Genomic DNA, 24,606 nt, shown 5'->3' with positions numbered 1-24,606 from the left:
GGGCTGACGGCTGGCGAAGCGTTTCCTTCGGGAGGTCTGCGCCGCGGGGGGGGGGGGGGGGGGGGGGGGGGGGGGGGCCCCCCCCCCCCCCCCCCCCCCCCCCCCCCCGCGCCCCGCCCCCCCCCCCCCCCCCCCCCCCGCCCCCCCCCCCCCCCCCCCCCCCCCCCCACCACCGTCATGGGCTTCGGGGAGGAGGTCCCGCCCATGTATCTGGCTCAAGTGGCGCGAAAAGACAGCACCTGTCCGGCCGTTGGAAGTGGGTGCGTGGGGCCGCAGGATCGCGAGCCTTTCGAAGCCGAGGCGCCCCAACCCCGCCGGAGCGGGGCGCTGCGGGGTGGGTATGGACAGCGCACAAGGATGTGCGCGGTAGGCGAATCAGCCATGGATGGCTGCTTCGCCGGTCCATACCCACCCCGTAGCGACACGCGTCCCACCCGAAGCCGAGATCCACACCAGGACAAGGCGAGAGCCCAACGCACTGATCAAGTGCACCGGTTCTAGGGATTCAGGACAGCGCGATCCGGATCGCCGCGGCCGCGGCCAGCGGCGCCAGCACCAGCGCAGCCACCAGGCCCGCGGCCAGCAGCAGCAGGCCGCCCACGGCGTCGAAGCCCTGCACCGAGGCGGTCACGGCGCCGGCGCCGAACACCAGCACCGGCACGTACAGCGGCAGCGCCAGCAACGCGACCAGGATCCCGGAGCGGCGCATGCCCACGGTGAGCGCGGCCACCACCGCACCGAGCAGCGCCAGCAGCGGCGTGCCCAGCGCCAGCGAGGCGAACAGCACCGGCCAGTGCGCGCGCGGCAGGGCCATCAGCTCGGCCAGCAGCGGCATCGCCAGCAGCAGGGGCAGGGCGGTGGTCGCCCAGTGCGTGGCCACGCGCACCAGCACCAGCCAGCCCAGCGGCACCGGTGCCAGCAGCCACTGCTCCAGCGAACCGTCCTCGGCGTCGCCGCGGAACAGCGTGTCCAGGGCCAGCAGGCCCGACAGCAGCACCGCCACCCACAGCGCGCCGGGCGCCACCCGCGCGAGCATCGCCGGATCGTTGCCCAGCGCCAGTGCGAACAGCACCAGCACCAGCAGCGCGAACAGCGCCGGCTGCAGCGAATCGCCGCGCCGTCGCCACAGCAGCTGCAGATCGCGGACCACCAATGCGCGCGCGGCCGACCACATCACGATGGCCGCTCCAGCACCAGGAGGCGCGTGCGCACCGGCGGTTCGGCGTAGGCGCCATGCGTGGTGACCATGGCACCGCCGCCTTCGCGCAGGTGCGCCTGGACCATGCGGTTGACCAGTTCGATGCCTTCCAGGTCGAGGTTGGCGTAGGGCTCGTCCATCAGCCACAGCGGTGCCGGCGACAGCCACAGCCGCGCCAGCGACAGGCGCTTGCGCTGGCCGGCCGACATCTGCCGGGTCAGGGCGTCCTCGTAGCCGGCCAGGCCGACGGTGGCCATCGCGCCTTCCAGCGACATGCCTGGACGGCTTCCGTGCAGGCCGCAGAGGAAACGCAGGTTCTCCAGCGCGGTCAGGTCCGCCTTCTGCGCCGGCAGGTGACCGAGGTAGCCGACCACGCGTGCGCGCAGCGCCGGTAGTGCGGCCTGGCCCTGCAGGCGCAGTTCGCCGCCGTCGGCGCGCAGCAGGCCGGCGAGGACTTTCAGGAGGGTGGTCTTGCCGGCGCCGTTGTCGCCCTGGACCAGCAGCGCTTCGCCGGCCGCGACCTCGAAATCGACCGGCCCGAACACGGGCAGGTCGTTGCGCGCGAAGCGCAGGGCCTGTGCGGAAAGCAGCGCGGGAGCGTGACGGTCGGGCTGGGGCATCGTGCGGCACGGGCCGCGACGGCGACCGGACAGCGGCTATTCTAGCCAGTCGACCGGCAGGGGGTGGCGGAACCGCGATGGCTTCGCGGCCTGCATGCGCAGTCGCACCGGCTCGCCGCGCGACCACCACAGGGTGCCCAGCTGGCCGAAACGGCGGCTGAGTTCGTCGAGTTCCCCGGTCCCGATGTCGAAGATCACCCAGCCAGGCTCGCGCCAGCTGCGGTTGGTGGCCGACGAGAACGCCGGAACGCGCGCGAAGCCGCGCTTGTCGAGTTCCGCTTCCAGCGCCTGGTCGGCGACCCGGTTCCCGGCTTCTTCGCGCGGCCGCGAATAGGGATTCCAGGCCGACAGCAGCCCGAAGCTGGCCACTTCGGGGTACAGGAGCTCGAGGGTGGGTGCCGGCTCTCCGATCCGCATGTCATGCCACGCGCCGTCGCAGCCCCAGCGATAGAGCGCCTGCAGGTAGGCGGTGGCCAGGCGCTGGACGTCGGCCTCGGGAATGGCGGGCGGCAGGGACGGCATGCCGGAGATTTAACGCGAAGCGGGCACGCTGCGTAAACTCGGGAACCGCCGGCAGTTGGCCGGCATGGAGGAAACGCATGCCCGGCACCAAGCTTCCCAAGGTCGGTACGACGATCTTCACCGTGATGTCGCAGCTGGCGGCCGAGCACGGCGCGGTCAACCTGGGGCAGGGCTTCCCCGACTTCGACGTGCCCGCGCGCCTGGTGGATGCGCTGGACCGCGCGATGCGCGCCGGCCACAACCAGTACGCGCCGATGACGGGCATCGCCGCGCTGCGCGAGGCGATCGCGGACAAGACCGCCGCGCTGTACGGCCATCGCCCGGACCCGGACGCCGAGGTCACCGTGACCAGCGGTGCCACCGAAGCGATCTTCAACGCCATCCACGCCGTGGTCCGCGCCGGCGACGAGGTGGTGGTGCTGGACCCGGCCTACGACTGCTACGAGCCGGCGATCGACCTGGCCGGCGCGCGCGCGGTGCACGTACCGCTGGATCCCGTGAGCTTCGCCCCCGACTGGGCGCGGGTGCGCGCGGCGATCGGCCCGAAGACGCGCATGCTGATCGTCAACACGCCGCACAACCCTTCGGGCGCGATGCTGTCCGCCGATGACATGGTCGAACTGGCCGCCATCGTCCAGGACACCGGCGTCTGGCTGGTTTCCGACGAGGTCTACGAGCACATCGTCTTCGACGGCGCCCGGCACGAATCCGCGCTGCGTTACCCGGAGCTGCGCGAGCGCGCCTTCGTCGTTTCCAGCTTCGGCAAGACCTACCACTGCACCGGCTGGAAGCTCGGCTATTGCATCGCGCCGCCGGGGCTATCGCTCGAGTTCCGCAAGGTGCACCAGTACAACGTGTTCTGCACCTTCGCGCCGGCGCAGCATGCCTTCGCCGAGATGCTGCGCGAAGAGCCCGGGCACTACCTCGGCCTGGGCGACTTCTACCAGGCCAAGCGCGACGCCTTCCGCGAACAGCTGCTGGGCACCAAGCTGAAGCCGCTGCCTGTGCCGGGCGGGTACTTCCAGCTGGTGGACTACTCGGCGATCAGCGACCTGGTGGACACGGAATTCTGCCGCTGGCTGACCATCGAGCACGGCGTGGCCTCGATCCCGCTGTCGCCGTTCTACGAATCACCGCCGGCCGGCCAGCGCCTGGCGCGGCTGTGCTTCGCCAAGGCGCAGCCGACGCTGGATGCGGCGATCGAGCGGCTGGCGCGGCTCTAACCGCACCCGCGGTGCCGTGGCGGAATCAGTGGCAGCCGCCATGGCGGCGATCGCGGCTGTAGCCGCTCCCACGGGCTAGGATGGGTCATGGACAACCTCCGCATCTCCCTGGTCCAGGGCGACACGCTCTGGCACGACCCCGCCGGCAACCGCGCCTACTACGGCGGACTGATGGCGCCCCTGCACGGCACCACCGACCTGGTGCTGCTGCCCGAAACCTTCACCAGCGGCTTCAGCAACGACGCCATCGACCAGGCCGAAGGCATGGACGGTCCCACCGTGCAGTGGATGCGCGACCAGGCCGCGGCGCTGGGCGCGGTGGTGAGCGGCAGCGTGCAGCTGCGCGATGGCGATGGCATCTACAACCGCATGCTCTGGGCGCGGCCCGACGGCACGCTGGCGCACTACGACAAGCGCCACCTGTTCACCTATGCACGCGAGCAGGAGCGCTACGCCGCCGGCCGCGACCGCCTGGTGGTGGAGCTGAAGGGCTGGCGGGTCAATCCGCTGGTCTGCTATGACCTGCGCTTCCCGGTGTTCGCGCGCAACACGCTCGACTCCGATGGCCGGCCGGCCTTCGACCTGCAGCTGTACGTGGCCAACTGGCCGTCGCCGCGGGCCTATGCCTGGAAGACGCTGTTGCGCGCGCGCGCGATCGAGAACCTGTGCTACGTCGCCGGACTCAACCGCGTGGGACGCGACGGCAACGGCCTGGCGTACTCGGGCGACAGCGCGGTGATCGATTTCCTCGGCGCGCCGCTGAGCGAGTGCGCCGACGAGGAGGTCGTGGTGACCACGACCCTGCTGGCCGCCGAGCTGGCGGCACATCGCGAGCGCTTCCCCGCGCTGCGCGACGGGGATGCGTTCACGATAGACGCGGGCTGAGCGGGCTCAGGCGCCGCGTCGGCCGCCGCCACCGCCGCGCGGGCCTGCGCCCTGCGGGCGACCGCCGCCGGGGCGACCGCCGGGCTTGCCGCCGCCGGGCTTGCCACCACCCGGGCGACCGCCGGGCTTGCCGCCCGGGCGACCCGCGCGCGGGCCCCGCGGCCGGTCATTACCGCCGGGCATGCCGTGGTCGGAGGGGAACACCGGCGCATTGCCGGGGTGCCCGTAAGGATGCGCCGCGCGCGCGGGCTTGCCTGCGCCCGAGCCACCCGGACGCCCCGCGCCGCCCGGCTTGCGGCCGCCGGGCTTGCGCGCGCCGCCGGGGCCGGCGTTGCGGTGGCCGGTCGGGCCGGTGTCCACGCCGTCGGGCACGTACCAGCTGCGAAACGCGGCCGGATTGCCCTCGGGCAGGGCGCGCTTGTCCTTGCGTGCCTTCAGCGGCTTGTGCGACTGGCGCGCGGCGGCTTCGCCGGTGACGGTCAGGCCGCCGGAGGGCTTGCGCTGGCCGCGGCGGCCGCGGTCCTCGCGCACGTGGTCGAAGCGGCGCAGCTCGCGGCCCTCGTCGGCGGTGGTGTGGCCGCCGACGTAGCCGTTGCTGCGGTGCTGGCCGCCCACGTGAACCGTGGATTTCGCGGCGCGGCGCTGGCCGATCACCGGCAGCAGGGTGAGCGCGGCGGGCGCGCCGTCCTCGAGCTGGAGCTGCTTGCGCAGCGCCTGCACCTTGTCGTCGGCCAGCTCCTGCGACTGCCCGCGCAGCAGCGGCTGCGGCAGTTCCACCGAGCCGTAGCGGATGCGCTTGAGGCGGCTCACCTGGCAGCCCTGCGATTCCCACAGGCGGCGCACTTCGCGGTTGCGGCCTTCCTTCAGCAGCACCTGGAACCACTCGTTGGAGTCGGTGCCGCCGATGCGCTTGATCTCGTCGAACTTCGCCGGGCCGTCGTCCAGGGCCACGCCGCGGCGCAGGCGGTCGACGATGTTTTCCGGCACCGTCTCCTCGCCCTCGGGGGCGCGCACGCGGCAGACGTACTCGCGCTCGACCTCGAAGGAGGGGTGCATCATCGCGTTGGCCAGCTCGCCGTCGGTGGTGAGCAGCAGCAGGCCGGTGGTGTTGATGTCGAGGCGGCCGATCGCGATCCAGCGCGCGCCCTTGAGCGCGGGCAGGGCGTCGAAGATGGTCGGCCGGCCCTCGGGATCCTCGCGCGTGGTGACCTCGCCCTCGGGCTTGTTGTACAGCAGCACGCGCGCGGGTTCGGTCAGCGCACTGGCCACGAAGCTGCGGCCGTCGAGCTCGACGCGGTCGCCGCCGCGGATGCTCATGCCGACCTGCGCGACTTCGCCGTTGACCTTCACCAGGCCCTCGGCGATGCGCTGTTCCAGCGCGCGACGCGAACCCAGCCCGGCCTGGGCCAGCACCTTGTGCAGGCGTTCTTCCAGGCGCGGGGCCTCGGTCTCGGTGGTGGCGGCGGGGCCGCGCTTGAGCGACAGCTTGCGGCCGCCAGTCTTGTCTTGCGTCATTCTTCTTCCACTCCGGTGCTGTCGCCTTCGGCGGCGAGGGCATCTTCTTCGTCAATTGCCGCGTGTTGCGGCGGGATGGTTTCGGCGTCCGTGGATTCCACGGTTTCGCCGGTGGTTCCGGCTTCGACTTCGGTTTCGGGGTCGGCGTCGGCATCCGCCGCGATGTCCCCCAGCGGCATCGCGTCCAGGTCGCCCGGATCTGCTTCGGCATCGGCCGCGCCGTCGGCCTTGGCTTCGGGCTCGAACCGCAACTGCGGTTCCAGCTCGCCGAAGTCCTTCAGCTCCGACAGCGGCGGCAGTTCGTCCAGGCGCTTGAGGCCGAAGTAGTCGAGGAAGCCCTTGGTGGTGCCGAGCAGTTCCGGCTTGCCGGGCATGTCGCGGTGGCCGACCACGCGGATCCACTCGCGCTCCTCCAGCGCCTTGATGATGTTGCTGTTGGTGGCCACGCCGCGGACCTGCTCGATCTCGCCGCGGGTGATCGGCTGGCGGTAGGCGATCAGGGCCAGGGTTTCCAGCGTGGCGCGGGTGTACTTCACCTGGCGCTCGGTCCAGAGGCGGGCGACCCAGGCGTGGACGTCGGCCTTGACCTGGTAGCGCCAGCCCGAGGCGACCTCCACCAGCTCCACGCCGCGCTCGGCGCATTCGGCCTGGAGGGCCTCGAGCGCCTGGGCGATGCTGCCTTCGGGCGCGGGTTCGTCCAGCGTGAACAGGCCGTTGAGCTGTACCAGGGTCAGCGGCTGGCTGCTGGCCAGCAGGGCGGCCTCGACGATGCGTTTGATCAGTTGCGGATCCATGCGTGTCCTGTGGCGGGTGGCAGCGCGTCAGCGCGCCGCGTCGTCGTTCGCGGCTTCTTCGATGTCGTCGTCGAACTCGCTGGCGAACTCCAGCGGCGGGCCGTCCTCGCGGGCCACGGCCAGCGACTTGACGTAGATCGGCGCCAGCGGCGCTTCCTGCACGACTTCGAGCAGCTGCTCCTTGGCAAGCTCGAGGATCGACAGGAAGGTCACCACCACGCCCAGCCGGCCCTCGCGGGCCTCGAACAGCTGCTCGAAGCGGTGGAAGGCACCGTCCTCGAGGCGGGCGAGCAGCTCGCCCATGCGCTGGCGCACGCTGAGCGCGTCGCGCTTGATCGCATGCCCGGTGAACAGCTCCGCGCGCTTGAGCACGTCGTGCAGGGCCAGCAGCATCTCGCGCAGATCCACCGGCGGCGGCTCGCGGTGCACGCTGCGCTCGGGCACGAAGGCGGCGGCGGGCGAGGTGTCGCGCTCCATGCGCGGCAGGGCGTCGACGTCCTCGGCGGCCTGCTTGAAGCGCTCGTACTCCTGCAGGCGGCGAACCAGGTCGGCGCGGGGGTCCTCTTCCAGGCCTTCCTCCGACGGCGGCCGCGGCAGCAGCATCCGCGACTTGATCTCGGCCAGGATCGCGGCCATCACCAGGTACTCGGCGGCCAGCTCGAAGCGCAGTTCCTGCATGACGTCGATGTAGGCGACGTACTGGCGGGTGATCTCCGCCACCGGGATGTCGAGGATGTCGAGGTTCTGGCGGCGGATCAGGTACAGCAGCAGGTCGAGCGGACCCTCGAAGGCCTCGAGGATGACTTCGAGTGCGTCCGGCGGGATGTACAGGTCCTGCGGCATCTGCAGCAGGGGCTGGCCGTGCACCGTCGCCAGCGCGATTTCCTGCTGCATCGGATGGCTCCCGGACGCGGATGCGTCGGGCGCGGGAACGGCAGCGGTGTCTGAACCGGCTTGGGTCATCGGTTTCGCGGCCCCCTCCGGGCCACTTCAAGCAAGGAAAGCAGGCGCCGGCCCCGGGCTGGGCGATGGTCGACGCTGTTGCGGCAGGCAGCCGCGGGCATTGCAGCCAGACCACTCCGGCCGGGCGCGACGGCTGCGGCCGTGGCGGCTCGGTGGCAGTGAAGTCGTGGGCGGGCCGGGTGGGACAGGACGGGCGGGCTGCGCCGCCGCTGCGTTCCGGCTCCCGGAACCGTGAATCAGGGTACGGGCAGAGGATGGGCCTTGTCCAGCCTGCCCGCCGCGCGGCTTCATCGCGGGTTGCAGCTAGGATATCGGCCATTGCATCAGGCAGGAGCAGGGTCGATGACGTGGTACGCGATCGAAGGGCGCGACGGCACCGGGGTGCTGGATCGAAGGGCGGCCGCGCGCGGCGAGCACCTCGCGCGCCTGCAGGCGCTGCGCGACGAGGGCCGGCTGCTGGTGGCCGGACCGTGTCCGGCAGTGGATGCGGAGGACCCTGGCCCGGCGGGTTTCAGCGGCAGCATCGTGATCGCCCGCTTCGATTCACTGGAGGACGCCCGTGCCTGGGCGGACGCCGATCCCTATGTCGCGGCCGGCGTCTACGAAAGCGTGGAAGTGCGCCCGTTCCGCAAGGTCCTGCCCTGAAGCCCTGAGCCCACTGCTGCGCTGCAGCGCGCCTGGCGGGATGTAACCGTTTACATTCGACCCGGTCCAGCATTCCGAGGGGTCGATGGCGGTCACCATCAAGGATGTGGCGCGCGAAGCCGGGGTCTCGGTGGCCACCGTCTCGCGGGCGATCAACGGCCAGGGCAGCGTCGCCCCGGCCGTGCGCGAGCGCGTGCTGGACGTGGCCCATCGCCTGGACTACACCCCGCACCAGGCCGCGCGCGCCCTGAGCAGCCGCCGCACCCACACCATCGGCGTGGTCCTGCCCGACCTGCATGGCGAGTTCTTCTCCGAACTGATCCGCGGCATCGGCCAGGTGGCCCGCGGCAGGGGCCTGCACATGCTGCTGTCCAGCGCCCACGGCGACGCCGGCGAGCAGCGCGTGGCGCTGCAGGCCATGCGCGGCCGGGTCGACGGCGTGCTGGTGATGGCCCCGACCGACGAGGGCGCGCGTTCGCTCGCCGGCTGCCTGGCGCCGGCGCTGCCCGCGGTGCTGATCAACACCGTCGATCCGGAAGGCCGCCGGCCCTGGGTGGGCGTGGACGGCTACGGCGGTGCCCGTGCGATGGTGCGACACCTGGTGGCTTCGGGGCATCGCGCGATCGCCTTCGTGTCCGGCCCCGGGGACAACCATGACGCCCGCGAGCGCCTGCGCGGCTACCGCGATGAACTGGCCGCGAGCCTGCCCGGCGTGGCGCCGCGGGTGGAACCAGGCGACTTCGACGAGGATTCCGGGATCCGCGCCGCCACCCGCCTGCTGGACGGCGATGAACCTCCCGACGCGGTCTTCGCCGCGAACGACGCCATGGCCATCGGCTGCCTGCGTGCCTTTGCCGAAGCCGGGCTGGCCGTGCCGGGCGACATCGCCGTGGCCGGTTTCGACGACATTCCCCTGGCCCGGCTCGTCCACCCGGCGCTCACCACGATGCGGGTAGATATCGCGGAGCTCGGGGCATGTGCACTTCGCCTGCTGCTGCAACCCGCCGGAAGCGCCGACGCCGAAGGCGTGGCTCGGACGATCGCGCCGCAGCTGGTGGTGCGCGGAAGCTGCCTTCGAGATCGTTCGCCGCGCCCCCGCGCGGCGCTCCACGCCAGCACGGCGCCCCGGGAGAGAGGCACACCATGAGTACACACCGTCCGCGATCGATCACCGTCCAGCGTTCCCTGCTGGCCGTCGCCCTGGCCACCGGCCTGCTGCTGGGCGCGCCGCCCGCGCTGGCCCAGTCCACCGCCGCCACCCTGCGCGGCCAGGTGATGCAGGATTCGGCGCCGGCCGCGGATGCAGAGGTGACGGCCACCAACCTCGCCACGGGCCTGCGCCGGACGGCGCGCGCCAGCAACGGCAGCTACAGCCTGGCCGGCCTGCCGCCGGGCCGTTATCGCATCGATGTGAGCGCGGGCGGGCAGAGCGATTCGCGGGAAGTGGTGCTTGCGGTGGGCCAGACCGCCACGCTCGACCTCGGCGTGGGCGGCGTGGCCGAGGACGCCACGGCTGGCGAGGCGACCGACATCGATGCGGTGGTCGTCACCGGGCAGTCGATGGTCGAGACCAGGACCTCGGAGATCGCGACCTACGTGACGCAGCGGCAGATCGAGGCCCTGCCGCAGAGTTCGCGCAACTTCCTCGCCTTCGCCGACACCGTTCCGGGCATGCAGTTCATCACTTCGCCCAACGGTTCGGAATCCCAGCTGCGCAGCGGTGCCCAGGGCTCGAACAACATCAACGTGTTCATCGATGGCGTGGGCCAGAAGAACTACGTCACCCCGGGCGGCATCACCGGCCAGGACGACAGCCGCGGCAATCCCTTCCCGCAGTCGGCGATCGGCGAATACAAGGTCATCACCTCGAACTACAAGGCCGAATACGACCAGATCAGCAGCGCCGCGGTGACCGCGGTCACCCGTTCGGGCAGCAACGATTTCGAGGGCAGCTTCTTCTGGGACCGCACCTCCGACGGCTGGCGTTCGAAGACGCCCGCGGAAGAGGAGGGCGGCTACAAGAACGAGGAGGTCACCGAGCAGTACGGCGCGACCTTCGGCGGCCCGATCATCCGCGACATGCTGCACTTCTTCCTGGCGTACGAGGCCAAGGACTACGTCGTGCCGCGCGACGTCAGGCCGCCGGACCAGTTCGATCCCGGCCTGCTGCCGCCCGAGCTGTCCGGTATCTACGGCGGCTACAGCGTGCCGTTCAACCAGGACCTGTACTTCGGCAAGCTCAGCCTGCAGCTTGGCGAGGCCCACCTGGTGGAGCTGTCGCTCCGCTATCGCGAGGAGGATTCGATCTCGCCGGGCAACAACGTGAGCGCGCCGGACTTCTCGACCAACTTCACCAATGACGAGACGCGCGTGGACCTGCGCTACCAGTTCAGCTCGATGGACTGGCTCAACGACGCCCACGTCACCTTCGAGGAGGCGGCCTACAACCCGGTTCCGGTGAACGCGGGGCCGGGCTACCGCTACACCATCATCAACCCCGAGAACCCCAACGAGGACCGCATGGAGGTGCTCAACACCGGCGGCGGCCCGACCTTCCAGGATAAGGGGCAGCGCGGCGTCGGGTTCCAGAACGACCTGACGTACTTCGGCTGGCAGGGCCACACCGTCAAGATGGGCGTGAAGTACAAGCAGGTCGACCTCAACGCCTTCCAGCGCAATCCGCCTTATCCCCAGTACTACTTCGACGTCAACGAGGGCCTGGACCAGCCCTATCGGATCACGTTCACCGCGCCCCTGGAGGGCCGCAATCCCTACGTCGAATCGGAGAACAAGCAGTTCGGCATCTACCTCCAGGACGACTGGGAGGTCAACGACCGCCTGACCCTGAACCTCGGCCTGCGCTGGGACTACGAGGACAACCCGAGCTACACCGACCACGTGCTTGGGCCCGGGGTGGTCGAGGCGCTGCGCAGTTCCCCGAATTTCCAGAACGCCGACTACGACATCGAGGACTACATCAGCAACGGGAGCAACCGCGACAACTTCAAGAGCGCCTGGCAGCCGAGGATCGGCTTCTCCTACGACCTGACCGGCGACGAGCGCCACGTCATCTTCGGCGGCGCCGGGCGCGCGTACGACCGCAACATCTTCGACTACATGGCGCGCGAGTACTACGGCGGTGCCTTCACCAGCTACGAGCTCCGGTTCGACACCCCGCTGCATGGCTGCGACCCCGACGAGGTCTCCAACTGCGTGCCGTTCGATCCGTCGCTGATGACGCCGGAGGGGATCGAGGACTACATCGCCGCCAACCCCATGGGCGGAGGCGAAGTGTACGTGCTGAACAACGACCTCAAGACCCCGTATTCCGACCAGTACAGCATCGGCATCCGCAACCAGTGGCCGGCGTTGGGCCACCAGTGGACGTCCTCGGTGACGCTGTCGCACATCCGCAGCCGCGACGGCATCTACTTCCGCCTCGGCAACCGCTTCGAGGACGGCAGCTTCCGCCGCTTCGAGGGCGTTCCCGACGCGGTATCCGGCGGCGACATGCCCTGGGGTCAGGGCTTCCCCGGCTACAGCAACCTGATCCTTGGCGACAACGGGATCGAGTACAACCTCAATTCGCTGCTGCTCTCCCTGGACAAGGCCTATACCTCGGAGTCGGGCTGGGGCTTCAACGTCGCCTATACCTACAGCGATGCGGAGGAGAACCGCCCCAATGCCTCCAACGGCGAAACCTTCTATTTCGACGGGCCGAACCTGAGTGGCCGCTACTACCTCTCCACCGGCGTGCCCAAGCACCGGCTGGTGATGTCGGGCATCTACGACCTGGGCTGGAACACCACGTTCAGCGGCAAGCTGACGCTCGCCTCGCACACGCCGCGCGATGCGACCAACTGCGTCGCGCAGCCGGCCGAGGGCGACCCCTATTGCTTCTACGATCCCTACGTGCCCAAGGGCACGATCGGCTTCAAGCAGTTCGACATGGCCCTGGAGAAGCGCTGGGACACCGGCAGCAGGTTCGGCCTCAAGGTGCGGGCGGACGTGCTCAACGTGTTCAACTGGCGCAACTGGAACCAGTTCAACGGCCATCGCGGCAACTATGCCGACGGAAGCAATCCTGATTTCAGGAGCCGCAGCGGCAACGAGATCCTGCTGCCGACGCGTACGTTCAAGCTCTCGTTCGGACTCGACTGGTAAGCGGATACAGGGTATGGCGGCCTGATGCGACATCGACAGCTGCGTTCTTCCATTGGCCTGCCGCTGCTGGCCTGCGTGCTCCTGCTCGCCGCCTGCGGGCGGGAGCAGGCGCCCGAGGTGGAACCGCCGCGGCCCGGGCCGATCGAGGAGGTGGTGGTGACCGCGCCGCCGCCGGACGCGGCGACGCACGGGCCGGAGGCGCTGCCGCCGCTGTTTCGGGACATCGAGAAGCGCACCTTCCAGTTCTTCTGGGACACCACCGACGAGCGCAACGGCATGACGCCCGACCGCTTCCCGTCGCGGCCCTTCGCCAGCGTGGCCGCGATCGGCTTCGCGCTGACCGCGTATCCGATCGGGATCGAGAACGGCTGGATCAGCCGGCGCCAGGCGGTGGATCGCACCCTGCTGACCCTTGAGTTCCTGCTGGAATCGCCGCAGGGACCCGCGGAGACGGGCACGATCGGCCATCGCGGCTTCTTCTACCACTTCCTCGACATGCACAGCGGCCACCGCTACGAGCCCTGGGTGGAGCTGTCGAGCGTGGACACCGGGCTGATGATGCTCGGCGTGCTGTTCGCGCAGGCGTACTACGACGGCGACGACCCGCGCGAGCAGCGCATCCGCGAGGTCGCCGACGAGCTCTACCGCCGCATCGAGTGGCCGTGGCTGCAGCAGCGGCCGCCGCTGATCTCGATGGGCTGGTATCCCGAACGCGGCTTCATCGAGCACGACTGGACCGGCTACGACGAGGCCATGCTGGTCTACATCCTGGCCCTGGGCTCGCCCACGCATCCTGTCGAACCCGAGGCCTGGACGGCCTGGACGAAAACCTACGATGACAGCTGGGGCATTTTCCAGGGCCAGGAGTACCTGAGCTTCGCGCCGCACTTCGGGCACCAGTACAGCCACGCCTGGATCGACTTCCGCGGCATCCGCGACGCCTACATGCGCGGGCGCGGCATCGACTATTTCGAGAACTCGCGGCGCGCGACCTACGCCCAGCGCTCCTATGCGATCGAGAACCCGATGGGCTGGAAGGGCTACGACGCCGAGGTCTGGGGCCTGACCGCCAGCGACGGGCCGCAGCGCACCGACCAGGAATACGAAGGCCAGCTGCGCGAGTTCCGCCACTACAGCGCGCGCGGGGCCGGCATCGCGGTGGCCTTCGACGACGGCACCATCGCGCCCACGGCTGCCATCGCATCGCTGCCCTTCGCGCCCGAGCTGGTGATCCCGGCCACGCAGGCGCTGGTGGAGCGGCATGGCGAGTACCTGTATTCCAGCTACGGCTTCCTGGACTCGTTCAACCCGAGCTTCGAGTACGACATCCCGCTCAAGACCGGACGCATCGTGCCCGGCAAGGGCTGGGTGGCCAGCGACTACATCGGCATCGACCAGGGGCCGATCCTGGTCGGCATCGCCAACTACCGCAGCGAATTCGTCTGGAACGTGATGAAGCGCAGCCCCTACATCCGCCGTGGGCTGGAGCGCGCCGGGTTCACGGGCGGCTGGCTGGCGGAGCTGCAGGCGCGTGACCAGGCGGAAGCCGCAGCCGGCGGAGGCGGAGCCGCGGACGCCGCGGATGCAGGCAACACATCCGGCGACGCGGGAGGCGACGCGCCGCCTCGGGGCCCGGCGGGTGGCGACGCTGATGGCACCCCGACGCAGTCGGACGCGGCCGCGCAGCCGCACGGCGACTGAGGGGCTGGTGCCGGTGCCGGGCACCATCCGGGCCGCGCATGCGCTGCTGCTGGCGGGGGTGCTCGTGGCCGGCGTTCTCGTCGCCGCCTGCGCGCGCAAGGCCGACGATGGCACCACCACCATCCGCTTCTGGGCGATGGGCCGCGAGGCGGAAGTGGTCATGGAGCTGCTCCCGGACTTCGAGCGCGAACACCCGGGGCTGCGCGTGGAGGTGCAGGCGATCCCGTGGACGGCCGCGCACGAGAAGCTGCTGACGGCCTATGCCGCCGACGCGATGCCCGACCTGCTCCAGCTCGGCAACACCTGGATCCCCGAGTTCGCCGCCCTTGACGCGCTGCAGCCGCTGCAGCCGCGGATCGACGCCGCGGCCGGCATCGACACCGGCGACTATTTCCCCGGCATCCTGGACACCAACGTCGTCGATGGGCAGCTGCTGGGCCTGCCCTGGTACGTCGACACGCGGCTGCTGTTCTACCGCAAGGACATCCTGCGCGAGGCGGGCGTGGACGCGGTGCCAGGGACCTGGGACGAGTGGGCCGCGGCGATGGCGGCGGTGAAGCGCCACGTCGGCCCGGATCGCTACGCCATCCTGCTGCCGCTCAACGAGTTCGAACCGCAGCTCTCGCTGGCCCTGCAGCAGGACGACGCGCTGCTGCGCGACCGCGACACGCGCGGCAACTTCGACAGCCCCGGTTTCCGCAGCGCGCTCGCGTTCTACGCCCGCATCTTCGAGGAAGACTGGGCGCCGGTGCTGTCGGAAACCCAGGTGTCCAACGTCTGGGACGAGTTCTTCCGCGGCTTCAACGCCTTCTACCTGTCCGGCCCCTGGAACATCCGGGAGTTCCGCCGTCGCGCGCCGGCAGGGCTTGCGGACGAGTGGGGCACGATGCCGCTGCCCGGTCCCGACGGCCCTGGCGCGGGCATCGCCGGCGGCACCAGCCTGGTGCTGCCGCGCGGCGGCGGGCACGCCGATGCCGCCTGGCAACTGGTGGAATACCTGTCGCGCCCGGAGGTGCAGCGGCGCTTCCACGCGCTCAGCGGCAACCTGCCGCCGCGACGCAGCGCCTGGGCGCATCCCGACCTGTCCGGCGACCCGTTGGCGCTGGCTTTCCGCGACCAGCTCGAGCGCGTGCGGCCCACGCCCAAGGTGCTGGAGTGGGAGCGCATCGCGCAGGAGATCCGGCTGGTGAGCGAGCGCGTGGTGCGCGGCGGCCTGTCGCAGGAGCAGGCGGTGCGCGACCTCGATGCCGGCGTCGATGCGATCCTCGCCAAGCGGCGCTGGATCGTCGAAGGGGAAGGCGGGTGATGCGCGCGGGCGTGGCCGGATGGGTGTTCGTGGCGCCGGCGCTGATCGTGCTCGGTCTGTTCTTCGCGCTGCCGGTGGCCTCGGCGCTGCTGCTCAGCCTGACCGACTTCGACCTCTACGCCCTGGCCGATCCCGCGCACCTGCGCTTCGTCGCGCTGGGCAACTACATCGAGCTGCTGCGCACGCCGATCTTCTGGAAGGCGCTGTGGAACACGACGTACTTCGTGGTGGTCGGCGTGCCGCTGTCGATCGCGGTGTCGCTGGGCGCGGCCCTGCTGCTGGACTCGGGGCTGGCGCGGGGCAAGGCCTTCTTCCGCACCGCGCTGTTCGCACCGGTGGTGACCACCCTGGTCGCGGTGGCGGTGATCTGGCGCTACCTCTTCCACACCGGCTACGGCCTGGTGAACTGGGCGCTGGGCCACCTCGGCATTTCGCCGGTCGACTGGCTGGGCGATCCCACCTGGGCGATGCCGACGATCATCGGCTTCGCGGTGTGGAAGAACTTCGGCTACAACATGGTGATCCTGCTCGCCGGCCTGCAGGCGATCCCGCGCGAGCTGTACGAGGCCGCGCGCATCGACGGCGCCTCGACCTGGCGGCAGATCGTCCACATCACCCTGCCGGCGCTGGGGCCGGTGCTGCTGGTGGTGTCGGTGATCACGGTGTCGGGCTATTTCCAGCTCTTCGCCGAACCCTATGTGATGACCCGCGGCGATCCGCTGCAGTCGACGGTGAGCGTGCTGTACTTCATGTTCGAGGAAGGTTTCCGCTGGTGGAACCTGGGGCGCGCCTCGGCGGTGGCCTTCATGCTGTTCCTGGTGATCCTCGGCGCGACCACGCTGCTGCTGCGTGCTGGCCGCCGGAGGGACCTGGTATGAGCCGGCCGGTCGGCGGTTCGCGCCTGGATGCGCTGCTGGTCAATGGCGCGCTGGCGCTGCTGGCCCTGCTGGCGCTGGCGCCGCTGGCGTGGATGGTCTCGGTATCGTTCATGCCGATGGGCGAGGCCAGCCGCTTCCCGCCGCCGCTGCTGCCCGACGCCGTCACCCTGGACAACTACCGTGCGCTGTTCGCGCGCACCGGCATCGGCCGCGCCTTCGCCAACAGCCTGGTGGTGTCGCTGGCGATCACGCTCGGCTCGCTGGTGGTGAACACCGCCGCCGGCTACGCCTTCGCCAAGCTGCGCTTCCGCGGGCGCGACCGCCTGTTCCAGCTGCTGCTGGCGGCGCTGGTGGTGCCGGCCCAGGTGGCGATGCTGCCGCTGTTCCTGCTGATGAAGCAGCTGGGCCTGGTCAACAGCCTGGGCGGGGTGGTGGTGCCGGCGCTGGCCGGTGTGTTCGGCATCTTCCTGGTGCGGCAGTACGCGCGATCGATTCCCGACGCGCTGCTGGAGGCCGCGCGCATCGACGGCGCCGGCGAGCTGCGGATCTTCGTCCAGGTGGTGCTGCCGATGCTGCGCCCGGTGCTGGTGACGCTGGCGATCTTCAGCTTCATGGCGGCGTGGAACGAATTCATGTGGCCGCTGATCGTGCTTGCCGACCAGGGGCAGTACACGCTGCCGGTGGCGCTTGCGGCGCTGTCGCGCGAGCACATCATGGACGTGGAGATGATGATGGCCGGCGCCGTGGTGACGGTGCTGCCGGTGCTGCTGCTGTTCCTGCTGCTGCAGCGCTGGTACATGCAGGGGCTGCTGCTGGGCAGCGTGAAGGGTTGAAGGCGTCGGGAGGAATGCAGGTGCCGGGTTCGATGGCGTGTGGTGGACAGGTACAGGAGCGGGGACCCGCACAAGGGCGCGCGCCGGAGCGCGGCGCCGGGGCGGCGTGGGCGTTCGCGCTGGCGGCGTCGCTGTGCGCGCTGCCCGCGGCCGCGCAGGAGGTGCTGTCCACGCGCCTGCTCGATGATTTTTCGGACCCGAAGCTGTGGCGCGTGGTCGCCTCCGACCAGGTCGACGCGGTGATCCGCGGCATCGAGGGTGCCGAAGGCCGCGCGCTGTGCATGGACTACGACTTCAACGGGGTCTCCGGCCATGCCGGCATCCAGCGCGAGCTGCCGCTGGCCTTTCCAGGCAACTACCGCTTCGACCTGCAGCTGCGCGGTGACGCGCCGGCCAACGACCTGCAGTTCAAGCTCATCGACGCCAGCGGCGACAACGTCTGGTGGGTCAACCGGACCTCGGTCGAGCCGCCGGCGCGCTGGAAGCCGCAGCAGTACAAGGCGCGGCACATCGCCCGGGCCTGGGGCCCGGACCCGGATCCGGCGCTGCGCGCGAGCGCGAAGCTGGAGTTCGTGGTCTACAACCGCGTCGGCGGCCGCGGCTCGGTGTGCTTCGACGAGTTGTCCTTCAGCGAACTGGCGCCGCCCGACGACGGCCCGCTGACCGCGGTGGCGCTGGCCACCGCCGGCGAAGCCGCGGCCGCGGTCGACGGCGACGCCGCCAGCGCCTGGCGTGCGCCCGCGATCGAGGGCGGCCAGCGCCTGGTGCTCGACCTCGGGCGGGTGCGCGAGTTCGGCGGCCTGGTGCTGGACTGGCTGCCGGGCGCACAGGCCTCGCGCTACCGCATCCAGCTGTCGGACGACGGCGTGGCCTGGCGCGATGTGCGAAAGCTGGACGGCGGCGACGGCGGCCGCGACTGGATCGCCTTGCCGGAGTCGGAGGCGCGCTACGTCGCGCTGGACCTGCTGGCAGGGCCGGGCGCGGAGTTCGCGCTGGCCGAAGCCACGGTCAAGCCGCTCGCGTTCAGCGCGCATCCCAACGACTTCGTGCGCGCCGTGGCCGCCGACCAGCCGCGTGGCCACTGGCCGCGCGGCTTCAGCGGCGAACAGCCGTACTGGACGATCGTCGGCCTGGACGGCGGCCTGCAACAGGGGCTGATCGGCGAAGACGGCGCGGTCGAGGTGGCGCGCGGCGGCTTCAGCATCGAGCCCTTCGTGATCGCCGGCGGCCGCCTGGTGTCCTGGGCCGACGTGAATCCCCGGCAGTCGCTGCAGGACGGCTACCTGCCGATCCCGAGCGTGGACTGGCGCCATGACGATTTCTCGCTGCGTGTGACCGCCTTCGCCACCGGGTCGCCGGAGGCTTCGCAGCTGGTGCTGCGCTACCGCCTGGCGAACACCAGCGGGCGCAGGCAGGACCTGAAGCTCGCGCTTGCGGCGCGGCCATTGCAGGTCAATCCGCCGGCGCAGTTCCTCAACACCATCGGCGGCGTCAGCGCGATCAAGGACATCGCCGTTGACGGCGGCATGGTGTCGGTGGCCGGCGTGCCACGGGTGTTCGCCAAGCAGGTGCCCGACGCGTCCTTCGCCTCGGCCTTCGACGCCGGCGACGTGGTCCGGCACCTGGCGTCGGCCAGGCTGCCTGCGACGAGGCGCGTGGCCGGTGATCCGACTGGGCTCGCCTCGGCGGCGCTGGTGTACCGCGCGCGCCTGGCGCCGGGCGAGGTGGAAAGCGTCGAGGTGATGGTGCCGATGACCGGCGGCAGCGCCCCGGCGCGACGCTGGTGGGATGCGGAGGAGCTGCAGCTGCAGGCCGCGGCACAGTGGCGCGGCAAGCTCGACCAGGTCCGCCTGGACCTGCCGCCGCAGGGCCAGGCCCTGGCCGACAGCCTGCGCACCGCGCTCGCGCACATGCTGGTCTCTCGCGTGGGGCCGCGGCTGCAGCCGGGCACGCGTTCCTACTCGCGCAGCTGGATCCGCGATGGCGCCATGATTTCCGAAGGCCTGCTGCGCCTGGGCCGTGCCGACGCGGTGCGCGACTACCTGGACTGGTACGCGCCGTTCCAGTTCGACGACGGCAAGGTGCCGTGCTGCGTCGACGACCGCGGCAGCGATCCGGTGCCGGAGAACGACAGCCACGGCGAGCTGATCTTCAACATCGCCGAGTACTGGCGCCACACCGGTGACGACGCCTTCCTCGAACGCATGTGGCCGCACGTGCTGGCCGCGTACGAGTACATGGAATCGCTGGCGCTGAGCGAGCGCACGGCGGCCAATCGCGCGCTGGATCCGGCGTTCTACGGAATGATGCCGGCCTCGATCAGCCACGAAGGCTATTCGGCCAAGCCGATGCACTCGTACTGGGACAACTTCTGGGCACTGCGTGGCTACAAGGACGCGGTGCAGGTGGCCGAGGCCCTGGGCAGGGTGGAAGACGCCGCGCGCATGGCCGCCTCGCGCGACCGCTTCCGCGCCGACCTGATGGCCTCGCTGGACGCCGCGGCCGCGCGCCACGGCATCGACTACCTGCCCGGCGCCGCCGAGCTTGGGGATTTCGACGCCACCTCGACCACGATCGCGCTGGCGCCGGGCGGAGAGCTCGAGAACCTGCCGCCGGACCGCCTGCGCAACACCTTCGAACGCTACTGGCGCGAGTTCACCGAGCGCCGCGACGGGCTGCGCGAATGGGACGCCTACACGCCCTACGAATGGCGCAACGTCGGCGCCTTCGTGCGCCTGGGTTGGCGCGGGCGCGCCTGGGAGGCGGCGCGCTGGTTCCTCGACGACCGTGCGCCGCCGGCCTGGAACCAGTGGGCCGAGGTGGTGACGCCGACGCCGCGCGTGCCGTTCTTCCTCGGTGACTTGCCGCATGCCTGGGTGGCTTCGGACTTCGTGCGTTCCACCCTGGACATGTTCGCCCACGTGCGCGAGTCCGACGACAGCATCGTGCTGGCGGCCGGCGTGCCGGCGGACTGGATCGGGCAGGGCGTGGGCGTGCGCGGGCTGCGGACGCCGCAGGGCACGCTGTCGTACTCGCTGCGGCAGCGCGAGGGCGCGCTGGTGCTGGAGGTCGAAGAGGGGCTTGAGCTTCCGTCCGGTGGACTGGTCCTGCCCTGGCCCTGGGAGGCCGAAGCCCCCGGCGCGACCACGATCGACGGCGAGCCCGCGGCCTGGGACGACGGCGAACTCCGCATCCGCCAGCGGCCGCCCGTTCGCGTCGAGATCGCGCGCCCCGGCGCGGGGTGACGGCATGGATCGCCAGCGCCGCGACGACGGGCTTCCACTCTGGCCGCTGCCACTGGCCATTGCGCTGCTGCTGGTCGTCGCCGCGCACCTGGCCTGGTGGCTGTCGCTTCGCGCCGGCCACGTGCCGGCCTGCATTCCCTACCTCGAAGGGTGCACCTCGATCAGCCGCGCGGCGCGCCACGGTCTGGGCAACCATCTCTTCCGCCTGATGGTGCTGCCCTGCGCGGCGCTACTGGCGTTGCACTGGTGGACGACGGTGCGCTGGCTGTCGCTGCGCGGCGCGATGCGCGGAGGCGGCTGGCTGCTGGGCCTGGGCATCGCGGCGGCGGTGGCGCTGGCGGTGTACGCAACCTTCCTTGGCACCGAGGGCGTGGCCTATCGCTTCATGCGCCGCTACGGCGTGGTGGTCTATTTCGGCGCCAGCTACCTGGCCCAACTGCTGTTCCTGCGCATGGGCCGGGGCGTCGGCGAGCCACCGACCCGCCTGCGCGCGGCGATGCTGGCGGTGTGCGCGCTGATGCTGGTGCCTGGCCTGGGCAATGTCGCCGCGTCCGCGCTGGTCGCCGACGCGGATGCCCGGGACCGCGTCGAGAACGCCCTGGAGTGGCAGCTCGGCGTGCTGCTGGTGTCGTGGTACCTGCTGCAGGCGCGGCTGTGGTGGCGCGGTGGCTACCGCCTTCGATTCCTGCTGGACGGTCGGGGCGGCGCGCCGTCCGACCGGGTCACGGACACCACAGGATCCGCAGCGTCGCCCCGGGCGTGAGGAAGGCGATCCGCACCGGGAACTCCATCGGATCGTCGCCGGCCAGGACCTGGTCCAGCAGTTCGCGCTTGCGCGCGCCGCGGATCAGCAGCAGCCGGTCTTGCGCCGGCGCCAGGCCCGCGGGCGTCAGGCTGATCCGCCGCGTCCAGGGGCCTGCATCGGCGCAACCGGTGGCATCGACGGCGACATAGGGACGGGGCGAGGCCAGGGCGTCGGCAAGGCCGGTCATGCCCGGGTACAGCGAGCCGACGTGACCGTCCTTGCCCATGCCCAGCACCACGACGCTCGCCGCATGGGCTGCGTGCATGTTGGCGATGGTCACCGCTTCCTCGAAGCTGCGGCCGGGGCAGGTGATGGCTTCGAAGCGTGCGGCGGCGGCGTTCTCGGCCAGCAGGGACTCGCGCACCAGCCGGGCATTGGCGTCCGGATCGTCGGGCAGCAGCCAGCGTTCGTCGACCAGGGCCACGTCGACCCGGTCCCAGTCCAGGGGCGCGCGGGCCAGCGCCGCATAGGCCGGGGCCGGCGTGCGGCCGCCCGACAACAGCAGGCGCACACGCGATTCGGCTTCGAGTGCGCGTCGCAACGCCGCGGACAGGGTGACCGCGGCGGCCCAGGCCCACTGGGTGCTGTCCTGGAAGGCCTGGAATTCGACGCCTTCGCGGAGCGTGATGCCGCCGTGGCTGCCGGTTTGCGACTGGATGTCATGCATGCCGGCGCCGTAGTCCTCTGTCAGTAGGGGAGTGGGTCGGAGAGCGTGCGTCCGTTGCTTGCGATGATCCCGGAGTACCAGCGCGCACTGTCCTTCGGCGTGCGTTCCTGGGTCCCGTAGTCCACGTGCACGATACCAAAGCGCTTCGAATAGCCAAGCGACCATTCAAGATTGTCGAGCAGCGACCAGGCCATGTAGCCGCGCACGTCCACGCCCGCATCGATGGCGTCGCGGATGGCGGTGAGGTGCTTGCGCAGGTAGTCGATGCGCAGCGGGTCGCGCACGCGGCCGCCCTCGGCAACCGGCGGGTCGAAGAAGGCGGCGCCGTTCTCGGTGATGTAGACCGGCAGCGCGCCGTAGGTGTCCTTGAACCAGACCAGGAGATCGGTCAGGCCCTGCGGGAACACTTCCCAGCCGGTCTCGGTGTAGGTGCCCTGCGGCTGGCGCACCACGGCGGTCTTCAGCGGGTAGCTGTCGCCGGCGGCGGTGACGCTGCGGGTGTAATAGTTGATGCCGACGAAATCCAGCGGCTGCCGGATCAGTTCGAAATCTTCCGCCGGCCATTCCGGCCAGGCCTCGCCGAAGATCTCCTTCAGTTCCGGCGGGTAGTGGCCGAGCAGGGCGGGATGCAGGAACTGCTCGTTCATGTAGGCATGCGCGCGGCGCACCGCGGCGGCGTCCTCGGCCGAATCGCTGGCCGGGTACTTGGGCTCGATGTTCACCACCAGGCCGATCTCGTGCCTGCCCTCGGCGCGGTAGGCCTGCACCGCGGCGCCATGCGCGCGCATCAGGTTGTGCGCGGCGATCGGCGCCTCGAAGCGGCTGCGGTGCCCCGGTGCAAGCGCGCCGTGCAGGTAGCCGCCGTCGGTCACCACCCAGGGCTCGTTGATCGTGGCCCACTTCTTCACCCGGCCGTCGAGCGCGCGGTAGAGCGTGCTGCCGTACTCGGCGAACCAGTCGGCGCAGTCGCGGTTGAGCCAACCGCCGCGGTCGTCGAGCGCCGCCGGCAGGTCCCAGTGGTAGAGCGTGGCCAGCGGCTCGATGCCGTTCTCCAGCAGTTCGTCGACCAGGCGCGAATAGAAGTCCAGGCCCGCCTGGTTGACGCGCCCGGTGCCCTCGGGGTGGATGCGCGACCAGGACACGCTGAAGCGGTAGGCGGTCAGCCCCAGCTCGCGCATCAGCGCTACGTCCTGCTTCCAGCGGCGGTAGTGGTCGCAGGCGATGTCGCCGGTGTCGCCGTTGAGCGTCATGCCCGGCGTGTGCGCGAAGCGCGTCCAGATGCTGGGGCCGGCGCCATCGGCCATCGGCGAGCCCTCGATCTGGTGGGCGGCGGTGGCGGCGCCCCAGAGGAAGCCGTCGGGGAAAACGAGGTCCCGCGCGTGAGCGGTGGGATCGGACATGGGCGAGGGGCTCCGGGCTGCGCCGCGCGCAGGAATGCGCTGGAAACGGTTACATTGCGAGGATAACGCACAGCCCCCGCCGGCGCATGACGGGGAAAACCCGGGAGTGGCGATGGCGCAGGTCCGGCTCGAAAACGTCCGCAAGGTCTATCCCGACGGCTTCGTGGCCGTCCACGACGCCAGCTTCGAGGCCGGCGACGGCGAACTGCTGGTGCTGGTCGGGCCCTCGGGCTGCGGCAAGTCCACCCTGCTGCGGATGATCGCCGGCCTGGAGGCCGTGGACGGCGGCAGCCTGTCGATCGGCGGGCGCGTGGTCAACGACGTCGCCCCGCGCGACCGCGACATCGCCATGGTGTTCCAGAACTACGCCCTGTACCCGCACATGACCGTGGCCGGCAACCTGGCCTTCGGCCTGAAGCTGCGCGGCATGGACAAGGCCGCGATCGCCGCGCGCGTGGACGGGGCGGCGAAGACGCTGGGGCTGGAGGACATGCTGCAGCGCAAGCCCGCGGCGCTGTCCGGCGGCCAGCGCCAGCGCGTGGCCCTGGGCCGGGCGCTGGTGCGGCAGCCGCAGGTCTTCCTGCTCGACGAGCCGCTGTCCAACCTCGATGCCCGCCTGCGCGCGGCGATGCGGGTGGAGATCGCGCGCCTGCACCGCAGCCTCGGCACCACCATGGTCTATGTCACCCACGACCAGGTGGAGGCGATGACGCTGGGCCAGCGCATCGTGGTGCTCGACGGCGGCCGCATCCAGCAGATCGATACGCCGATGGCGTTGTACGAGCGCCCGGCGAACCTGTTCGTGGCGACCTTCCTCGGCAGCCCGGCGATGAACGTGCTGCGCGGGCGGCTGGTGTTGGCCGATGGCCCGGCGCTCGTCGGCGAGGGCGGGCTGCGCCTGCCGCTGCCGGGGTTGGGGGTTCCGGATTCGTGGGACGGGCGCGAGCTGGCGCTCGGGCTCAGGCCGGAGCATCTGCTGCGTGCCGACTCCGACCAGGCGGGGGCTTTCGATGCGCCGGTCGAGGTGGTCGAGCCCGTCGGGAGTGAGGTCTTTGTCAACCTGCGCGTGAGCGGATTTCCGCTGGTGGCCCGACTTCCGCCTGGCGACATTCCCCGGGTCGGGGAAGTGTTGATGATGCGCGCTGCGGTGAATCGACTCCATATGTTCGATGTCCAGGACGGACGACGACTGGAATCCTAGGGTGTGGAGTGTTCGTTCAGCCCCGTTGATCGCCCAAGGTT

General features: G+C 70.7%; 19 protein-coding genes and 1 pseudogene. 12 read left to right on the top strand and 8 right to left on the bottom strand.

Features of this window, described 5'->3' with window-relative positions; genetic code table 11:
• Nucleotides 1–505 precede the first annotated feature (505 nt).
• From ccmB to E2170_RS07480, 3 genes are read right to left on the bottom strand one after another with little or no spacing between them, the layout of a single operon-like run.
• Entirely contained in the window at nucleotides 506–1,174 is a 669-nt protein-coding gene (gene ccmB, locus E2170_RS07490) for a heme exporter protein CcmB (protein WP_133000071.1), read from the bottom strand.
• Nucleotides 1,174–1,818 carry a heme ABC exporter ATP-binding protein CcmA gene (ccmA, locus tag E2170_RS07485; RefSeq protein WP_132999933.1) on the bottom strand — a complete coding sequence of 215 codons (645 nt, stop codon included), beginning with the start codon at nucleotides 1,816–1,818 and terminating at the stop codon, nucleotides 1,174–1,176. The genes ccmB and ccmA overlap by 1 nt, the downstream gene beginning before the upstream one ends.
• Before the next feature lie 36 nt (nucleotides 1,819–1,854).
• The gene (locus E2170_RS07480; protein ID WP_132999932.1) at nucleotides 1,855–2,340 is read right to left on the bottom strand and encodes a DUF3293 domain-containing protein; all 486 of its coding nucleotides are present in this window, start codon (nucleotides 2,338–2,340) and stop codon (nucleotides 1,855–1,857) included.
• A 77-nt stretch (nucleotides 2,341–2,417) separates the two neighbouring features.
• Between E2170_RS07480 and E2170_RS07475 the strand changes: the two genes are divergently transcribed.
• Both E2170_RS07475 and E2170_RS07470 read left to right on the top strand, forming a co-directional pair.
• Nucleotides 2,418–3,563, top strand: a complete 1,146-nt coding sequence (locus E2170_RS07475) for a pyridoxal phosphate-dependent aminotransferase (protein WP_132999931.1) — start codon at nucleotides 2,418–2,420, stop codon at nucleotides 3,561–3,563.
• Between the two features lie 87 nt (nucleotides 3,564–3,650).
• Nucleotides 3,651–4,448 (top strand): amidohydrolase, encoded by a 798-nt coding sequence (locus E2170_RS07470; RefSeq protein WP_132999930.1) that lies wholly within the window; start codon nucleotides 3,651–3,653, stop codon nucleotides 4,446–4,448.
• Between the two features lie 6 nt (nucleotides 4,449–4,454).
• Here E2170_RS07470 and E2170_RS07465 read toward each other — a convergent pair whose 3' ends face one another.
• From E2170_RS07465 to E2170_RS07455, 3 genes and pseudogenes are all read right to left on the bottom strand, one after another.
• Complete coding sequence (locus E2170_RS07465) at nucleotides 4,455–5,963, bottom strand: pseudouridine synthase (protein WP_132999929.1); 1,509 nt, start codon at nucleotides 5,961–5,963, stop codon at nucleotides 4,455–4,457.
• Nucleotides 5,964–6,043: 80 nt separating this feature from the next.
• Nucleotides 6,044–6,757, bottom strand: a pseudogene (scpB, locus tag E2170_RS07460) (SMC-Scp complex subunit ScpB); the annotation flags it as partial.
• Between the two features lie 27 nt (nucleotides 6,758–6,784).
• Nucleotides 6,785–7,651, bottom strand: coding sequence for a segregation and condensation protein A (locus E2170_RS07455; RefSeq protein WP_243708084.1), 867 nt, complete (start codon nucleotides 7,649–7,651; stop codon nucleotides 6,785–6,787).
• A 411-nt stretch (nucleotides 7,652–8,062) separates the two neighbouring features.
• On the opposite strand from E2170_RS07455, the gene E2170_RS07450 reads away from it, so the two are divergent.
• From E2170_RS07450 to E2170_RS07410, 9 genes are all read left to right on the top strand, one after another.
• Entirely contained in the window at nucleotides 8,063–8,365 is a 303-nt protein-coding gene (locus E2170_RS07450; protein WP_132999926.1) for a YciI family protein, read from the top strand.
• Between the two features lie 85 nt (nucleotides 8,366–8,450).
• On the top strand, nucleotides 8,451–9,512 hold the full coding sequence (locus tag E2170_RS07445; protein WP_132999925.1) for a LacI family DNA-binding transcriptional regulator: 1,062 nt from the start codon (nucleotides 8,451–8,453) through the stop codon (nucleotides 9,510–9,512).
• On the top strand, nucleotides 9,509–12,529 hold the full coding sequence (locus E2170_RS07440) for a TonB-dependent receptor (RefSeq protein WP_132999924.1): 3,021 nt from the start codon (nucleotides 9,509–9,511) through the stop codon (nucleotides 12,527–12,529). The genes E2170_RS07445 and E2170_RS07440 overlap by 4 nt, the downstream gene beginning before the upstream one ends.
• Before the next feature lie 24 nt (nucleotides 12,530–12,553).
• Nucleotides 12,554–14,230 (top strand): glucoamylase family protein, encoded by a 1,677-nt coding sequence (locus E2170_RS07435; RefSeq protein WP_132999923.1) that lies wholly within the window; start codon nucleotides 12,554–12,556, stop codon nucleotides 14,228–14,230.
• A 25-nt stretch (nucleotides 14,231–14,255) separates the two neighbouring features.
• Nucleotides 14,256–15,536 carry a sugar ABC transporter substrate-binding protein gene (locus E2170_RS07430; RefSeq protein WP_425477843.1) on the top strand — a complete coding sequence of 427 codons (1,281 nt, stop codon included), beginning with the start codon at nucleotides 14,256–14,258 and terminating at the stop codon, nucleotides 15,534–15,536.
• Nucleotides 15,536–16,414, top strand: coding sequence for a carbohydrate ABC transporter permease (locus E2170_RS07425; protein ID WP_132999921.1), 879 nt, complete (start codon nucleotides 15,536–15,538; stop codon nucleotides 16,412–16,414). Before E2170_RS07430 ends, E2170_RS07425 begins: the two co-directional genes overlap by 1 nt.
• Nucleotides 16,411–17,247: a carbohydrate ABC transporter permease gene (locus E2170_RS07420; RefSeq protein ID WP_132999920.1), complete on the top strand. Its 837-nt coding sequence runs from the start codon at nucleotides 16,411–16,413 to the stop codon at nucleotides 17,245–17,247. Before E2170_RS07425 ends, E2170_RS07420 begins: the two co-directional genes overlap by 4 nt.
• A 131-nt stretch (nucleotides 17,248–17,378) precedes the next feature.
• Complete coding sequence (locus E2170_RS07415; protein ID WP_425477842.1) at nucleotides 17,379–20,492, top strand: discoidin domain-containing protein; 3,114 nt, start codon at nucleotides 17,379–17,381, stop codon at nucleotides 20,490–20,492.
• Nucleotides 20,493–20,496: 4 nt separating this feature from the next.
• Nucleotides 20,497–21,255: a hypothetical protein gene (locus E2170_RS07410; RefSeq protein ID WP_132999919.1), complete on the top strand. Its 759-nt coding sequence runs from the start codon at nucleotides 20,497–20,499 to the stop codon at nucleotides 21,253–21,255.
• Here the strand turns inward: E2170_RS07410 and pgl are convergent.
• Nucleotides 21,215–21,964, bottom strand: a complete 750-nt coding sequence (gene pgl / locus E2170_RS07405) for a 6-phosphogluconolactonase (protein WP_132999918.1) — start codon at nucleotides 21,962–21,964, stop codon at nucleotides 21,215–21,217. The two genes, E2170_RS07410 and pgl, sit on opposite strands and share 41 nt — an antisense overlap.
• A 20-nt stretch (nucleotides 21,965–21,984) precedes the next feature.
• Nucleotides 21,985–23,364, bottom strand: coding sequence for a GH1 family beta-glucosidase (locus E2170_RS07400; protein WP_132999917.1), 1,380 nt, complete (start codon nucleotides 23,362–23,364; stop codon nucleotides 21,985–21,987).
• 112 nt (nucleotides 23,365–23,476) lie between these two features.
• Between E2170_RS07400 and E2170_RS07395 the strand changes: the two genes are divergently transcribed.
• On the top strand, nucleotides 23,477–24,565 hold the full coding sequence (locus E2170_RS07395; RefSeq protein WP_132999916.1) for an ABC transporter ATP-binding protein: 1,089 nt from the start codon (nucleotides 23,477–23,479) through the stop codon (nucleotides 24,563–24,565).
• Nucleotides 24,566–24,606: the final 41 nt, after the last annotated feature.

Source organism: Luteimonas arsenica, from assembly GCF_004352825.1.
Classification (GTDB): domain Bacteria; phylum Pseudomonadota; class Gammaproteobacteria; order Xanthomonadales; family Xanthomonadaceae; genus Luteimonas; species Luteimonas arsenica.
This window is presented reverse-complemented; position numbering and strand designations above follow the sequence as displayed.

What these genes read in the sequence shown, in the direction of transcription:
- ccmB (WP_133000071.1), bottom strand. Translation starts at nt 1,174, where the DNA reads ATGTGGTCGGCCGCGCGCGCATTGGTGGTCCGCGATCTGCAGCTGCTG.
- ccmA (WP_132999933.1), bottom strand. Translation starts at nt 1,818, where the DNA reads ATGCCCCAGCCCGACCGTCACGCTCCCGCGCTGCTTTCCGCACAGGCC.
- E2170_RS07480 (WP_132999932.1), bottom strand. Translation starts at nt 2,340, where the DNA reads ATGCCGTCCCTGCCGCCCGCCATTCCCGAGGCCGACGTCCAGCGCCTG.
- E2170_RS07475 (WP_132999931.1), top strand. Translation starts at nt 2,418, where the DNA reads ATGCCCGGCACCAAGCTTCCCAAGGTCGGTACGACGATCTTCACCGTG.
- E2170_RS07470 (WP_132999930.1), top strand. Translation starts at nt 3,651, where the DNA reads ATGGACAACCTCCGCATCTCCCTGGTCCAGGGCGACACGCTCTGGCAC.
- E2170_RS07465 (WP_132999929.1), bottom strand. Translation starts at nt 5,963, where the DNA reads ATGACGCAAGACAAGACTGGCGGCCGCAAGCTGTCGCTCAAGCGCGGC.
- E2170_RS07455 (WP_243708084.1), bottom strand. Translation starts at nt 7,651, where the DNA reads ATGCAGCAGGAAATCGCGCTGGCGACGGTGCACGGCCAGCCCCTGCTG.
- E2170_RS07450 (WP_132999926.1), top strand. Translation starts at nt 8,063, where the DNA reads ATGACGTGGTACGCGATCGAAGGGCGCGACGGCACCGGGGTGCTGGAT.
- E2170_RS07445 (WP_132999925.1), top strand. Translation starts at nt 8,451, where the DNA reads ATGGCGGTCACCATCAAGGATGTGGCGCGCGAAGCCGGGGTCTCGGTG.
- E2170_RS07440 (WP_132999924.1), top strand. Translation starts at nt 9,509, where the DNA reads ATGAGTACACACCGTCCGCGATCGATCACCGTCCAGCGTTCCCTGCTG.
- E2170_RS07435 (WP_132999923.1), top strand. Translation starts at nt 12,554, where the DNA reads ATGCGACATCGACAGCTGCGTTCTTCCATTGGCCTGCCGCTGCTGGCC.
- E2170_RS07425 (WP_132999921.1), top strand. Translation starts at nt 15,536, where the DNA reads ATGCGCGCGGGCGTGGCCGGATGGGTGTTCGTGGCGCCGGCGCTGATC.
- E2170_RS07420 (WP_132999920.1), top strand. Translation starts at nt 16,411, where the DNA reads ATGAGCCGGCCGGTCGGCGGTTCGCGCCTGGATGCGCTGCTGGTCAAT.
- E2170_RS07410 (WP_132999919.1), top strand. Translation starts at nt 20,497, where the DNA reads ATGGATCGCCAGCGCCGCGACGACGGGCTTCCACTCTGGCCGCTGCCA.
- pgl (WP_132999918.1), bottom strand. Translation starts at nt 21,964, where the DNA reads ATGCATGACATCCAGTCGCAAACCGGCAGCCACGGCGGCATCACGCTC.
- E2170_RS07400 (WP_132999917.1), bottom strand. Translation starts at nt 23,364, where the DNA reads ATGTCCGATCCCACCGCTCACGCGCGGGACCTCGTTTTCCCCGACGGC.
- E2170_RS07395 (WP_132999916.1), top strand. Translation starts at nt 23,477, where the DNA reads ATGGCGCAGGTCCGGCTCGAAAACGTCCGCAAGGTCTATCCCGACGGC.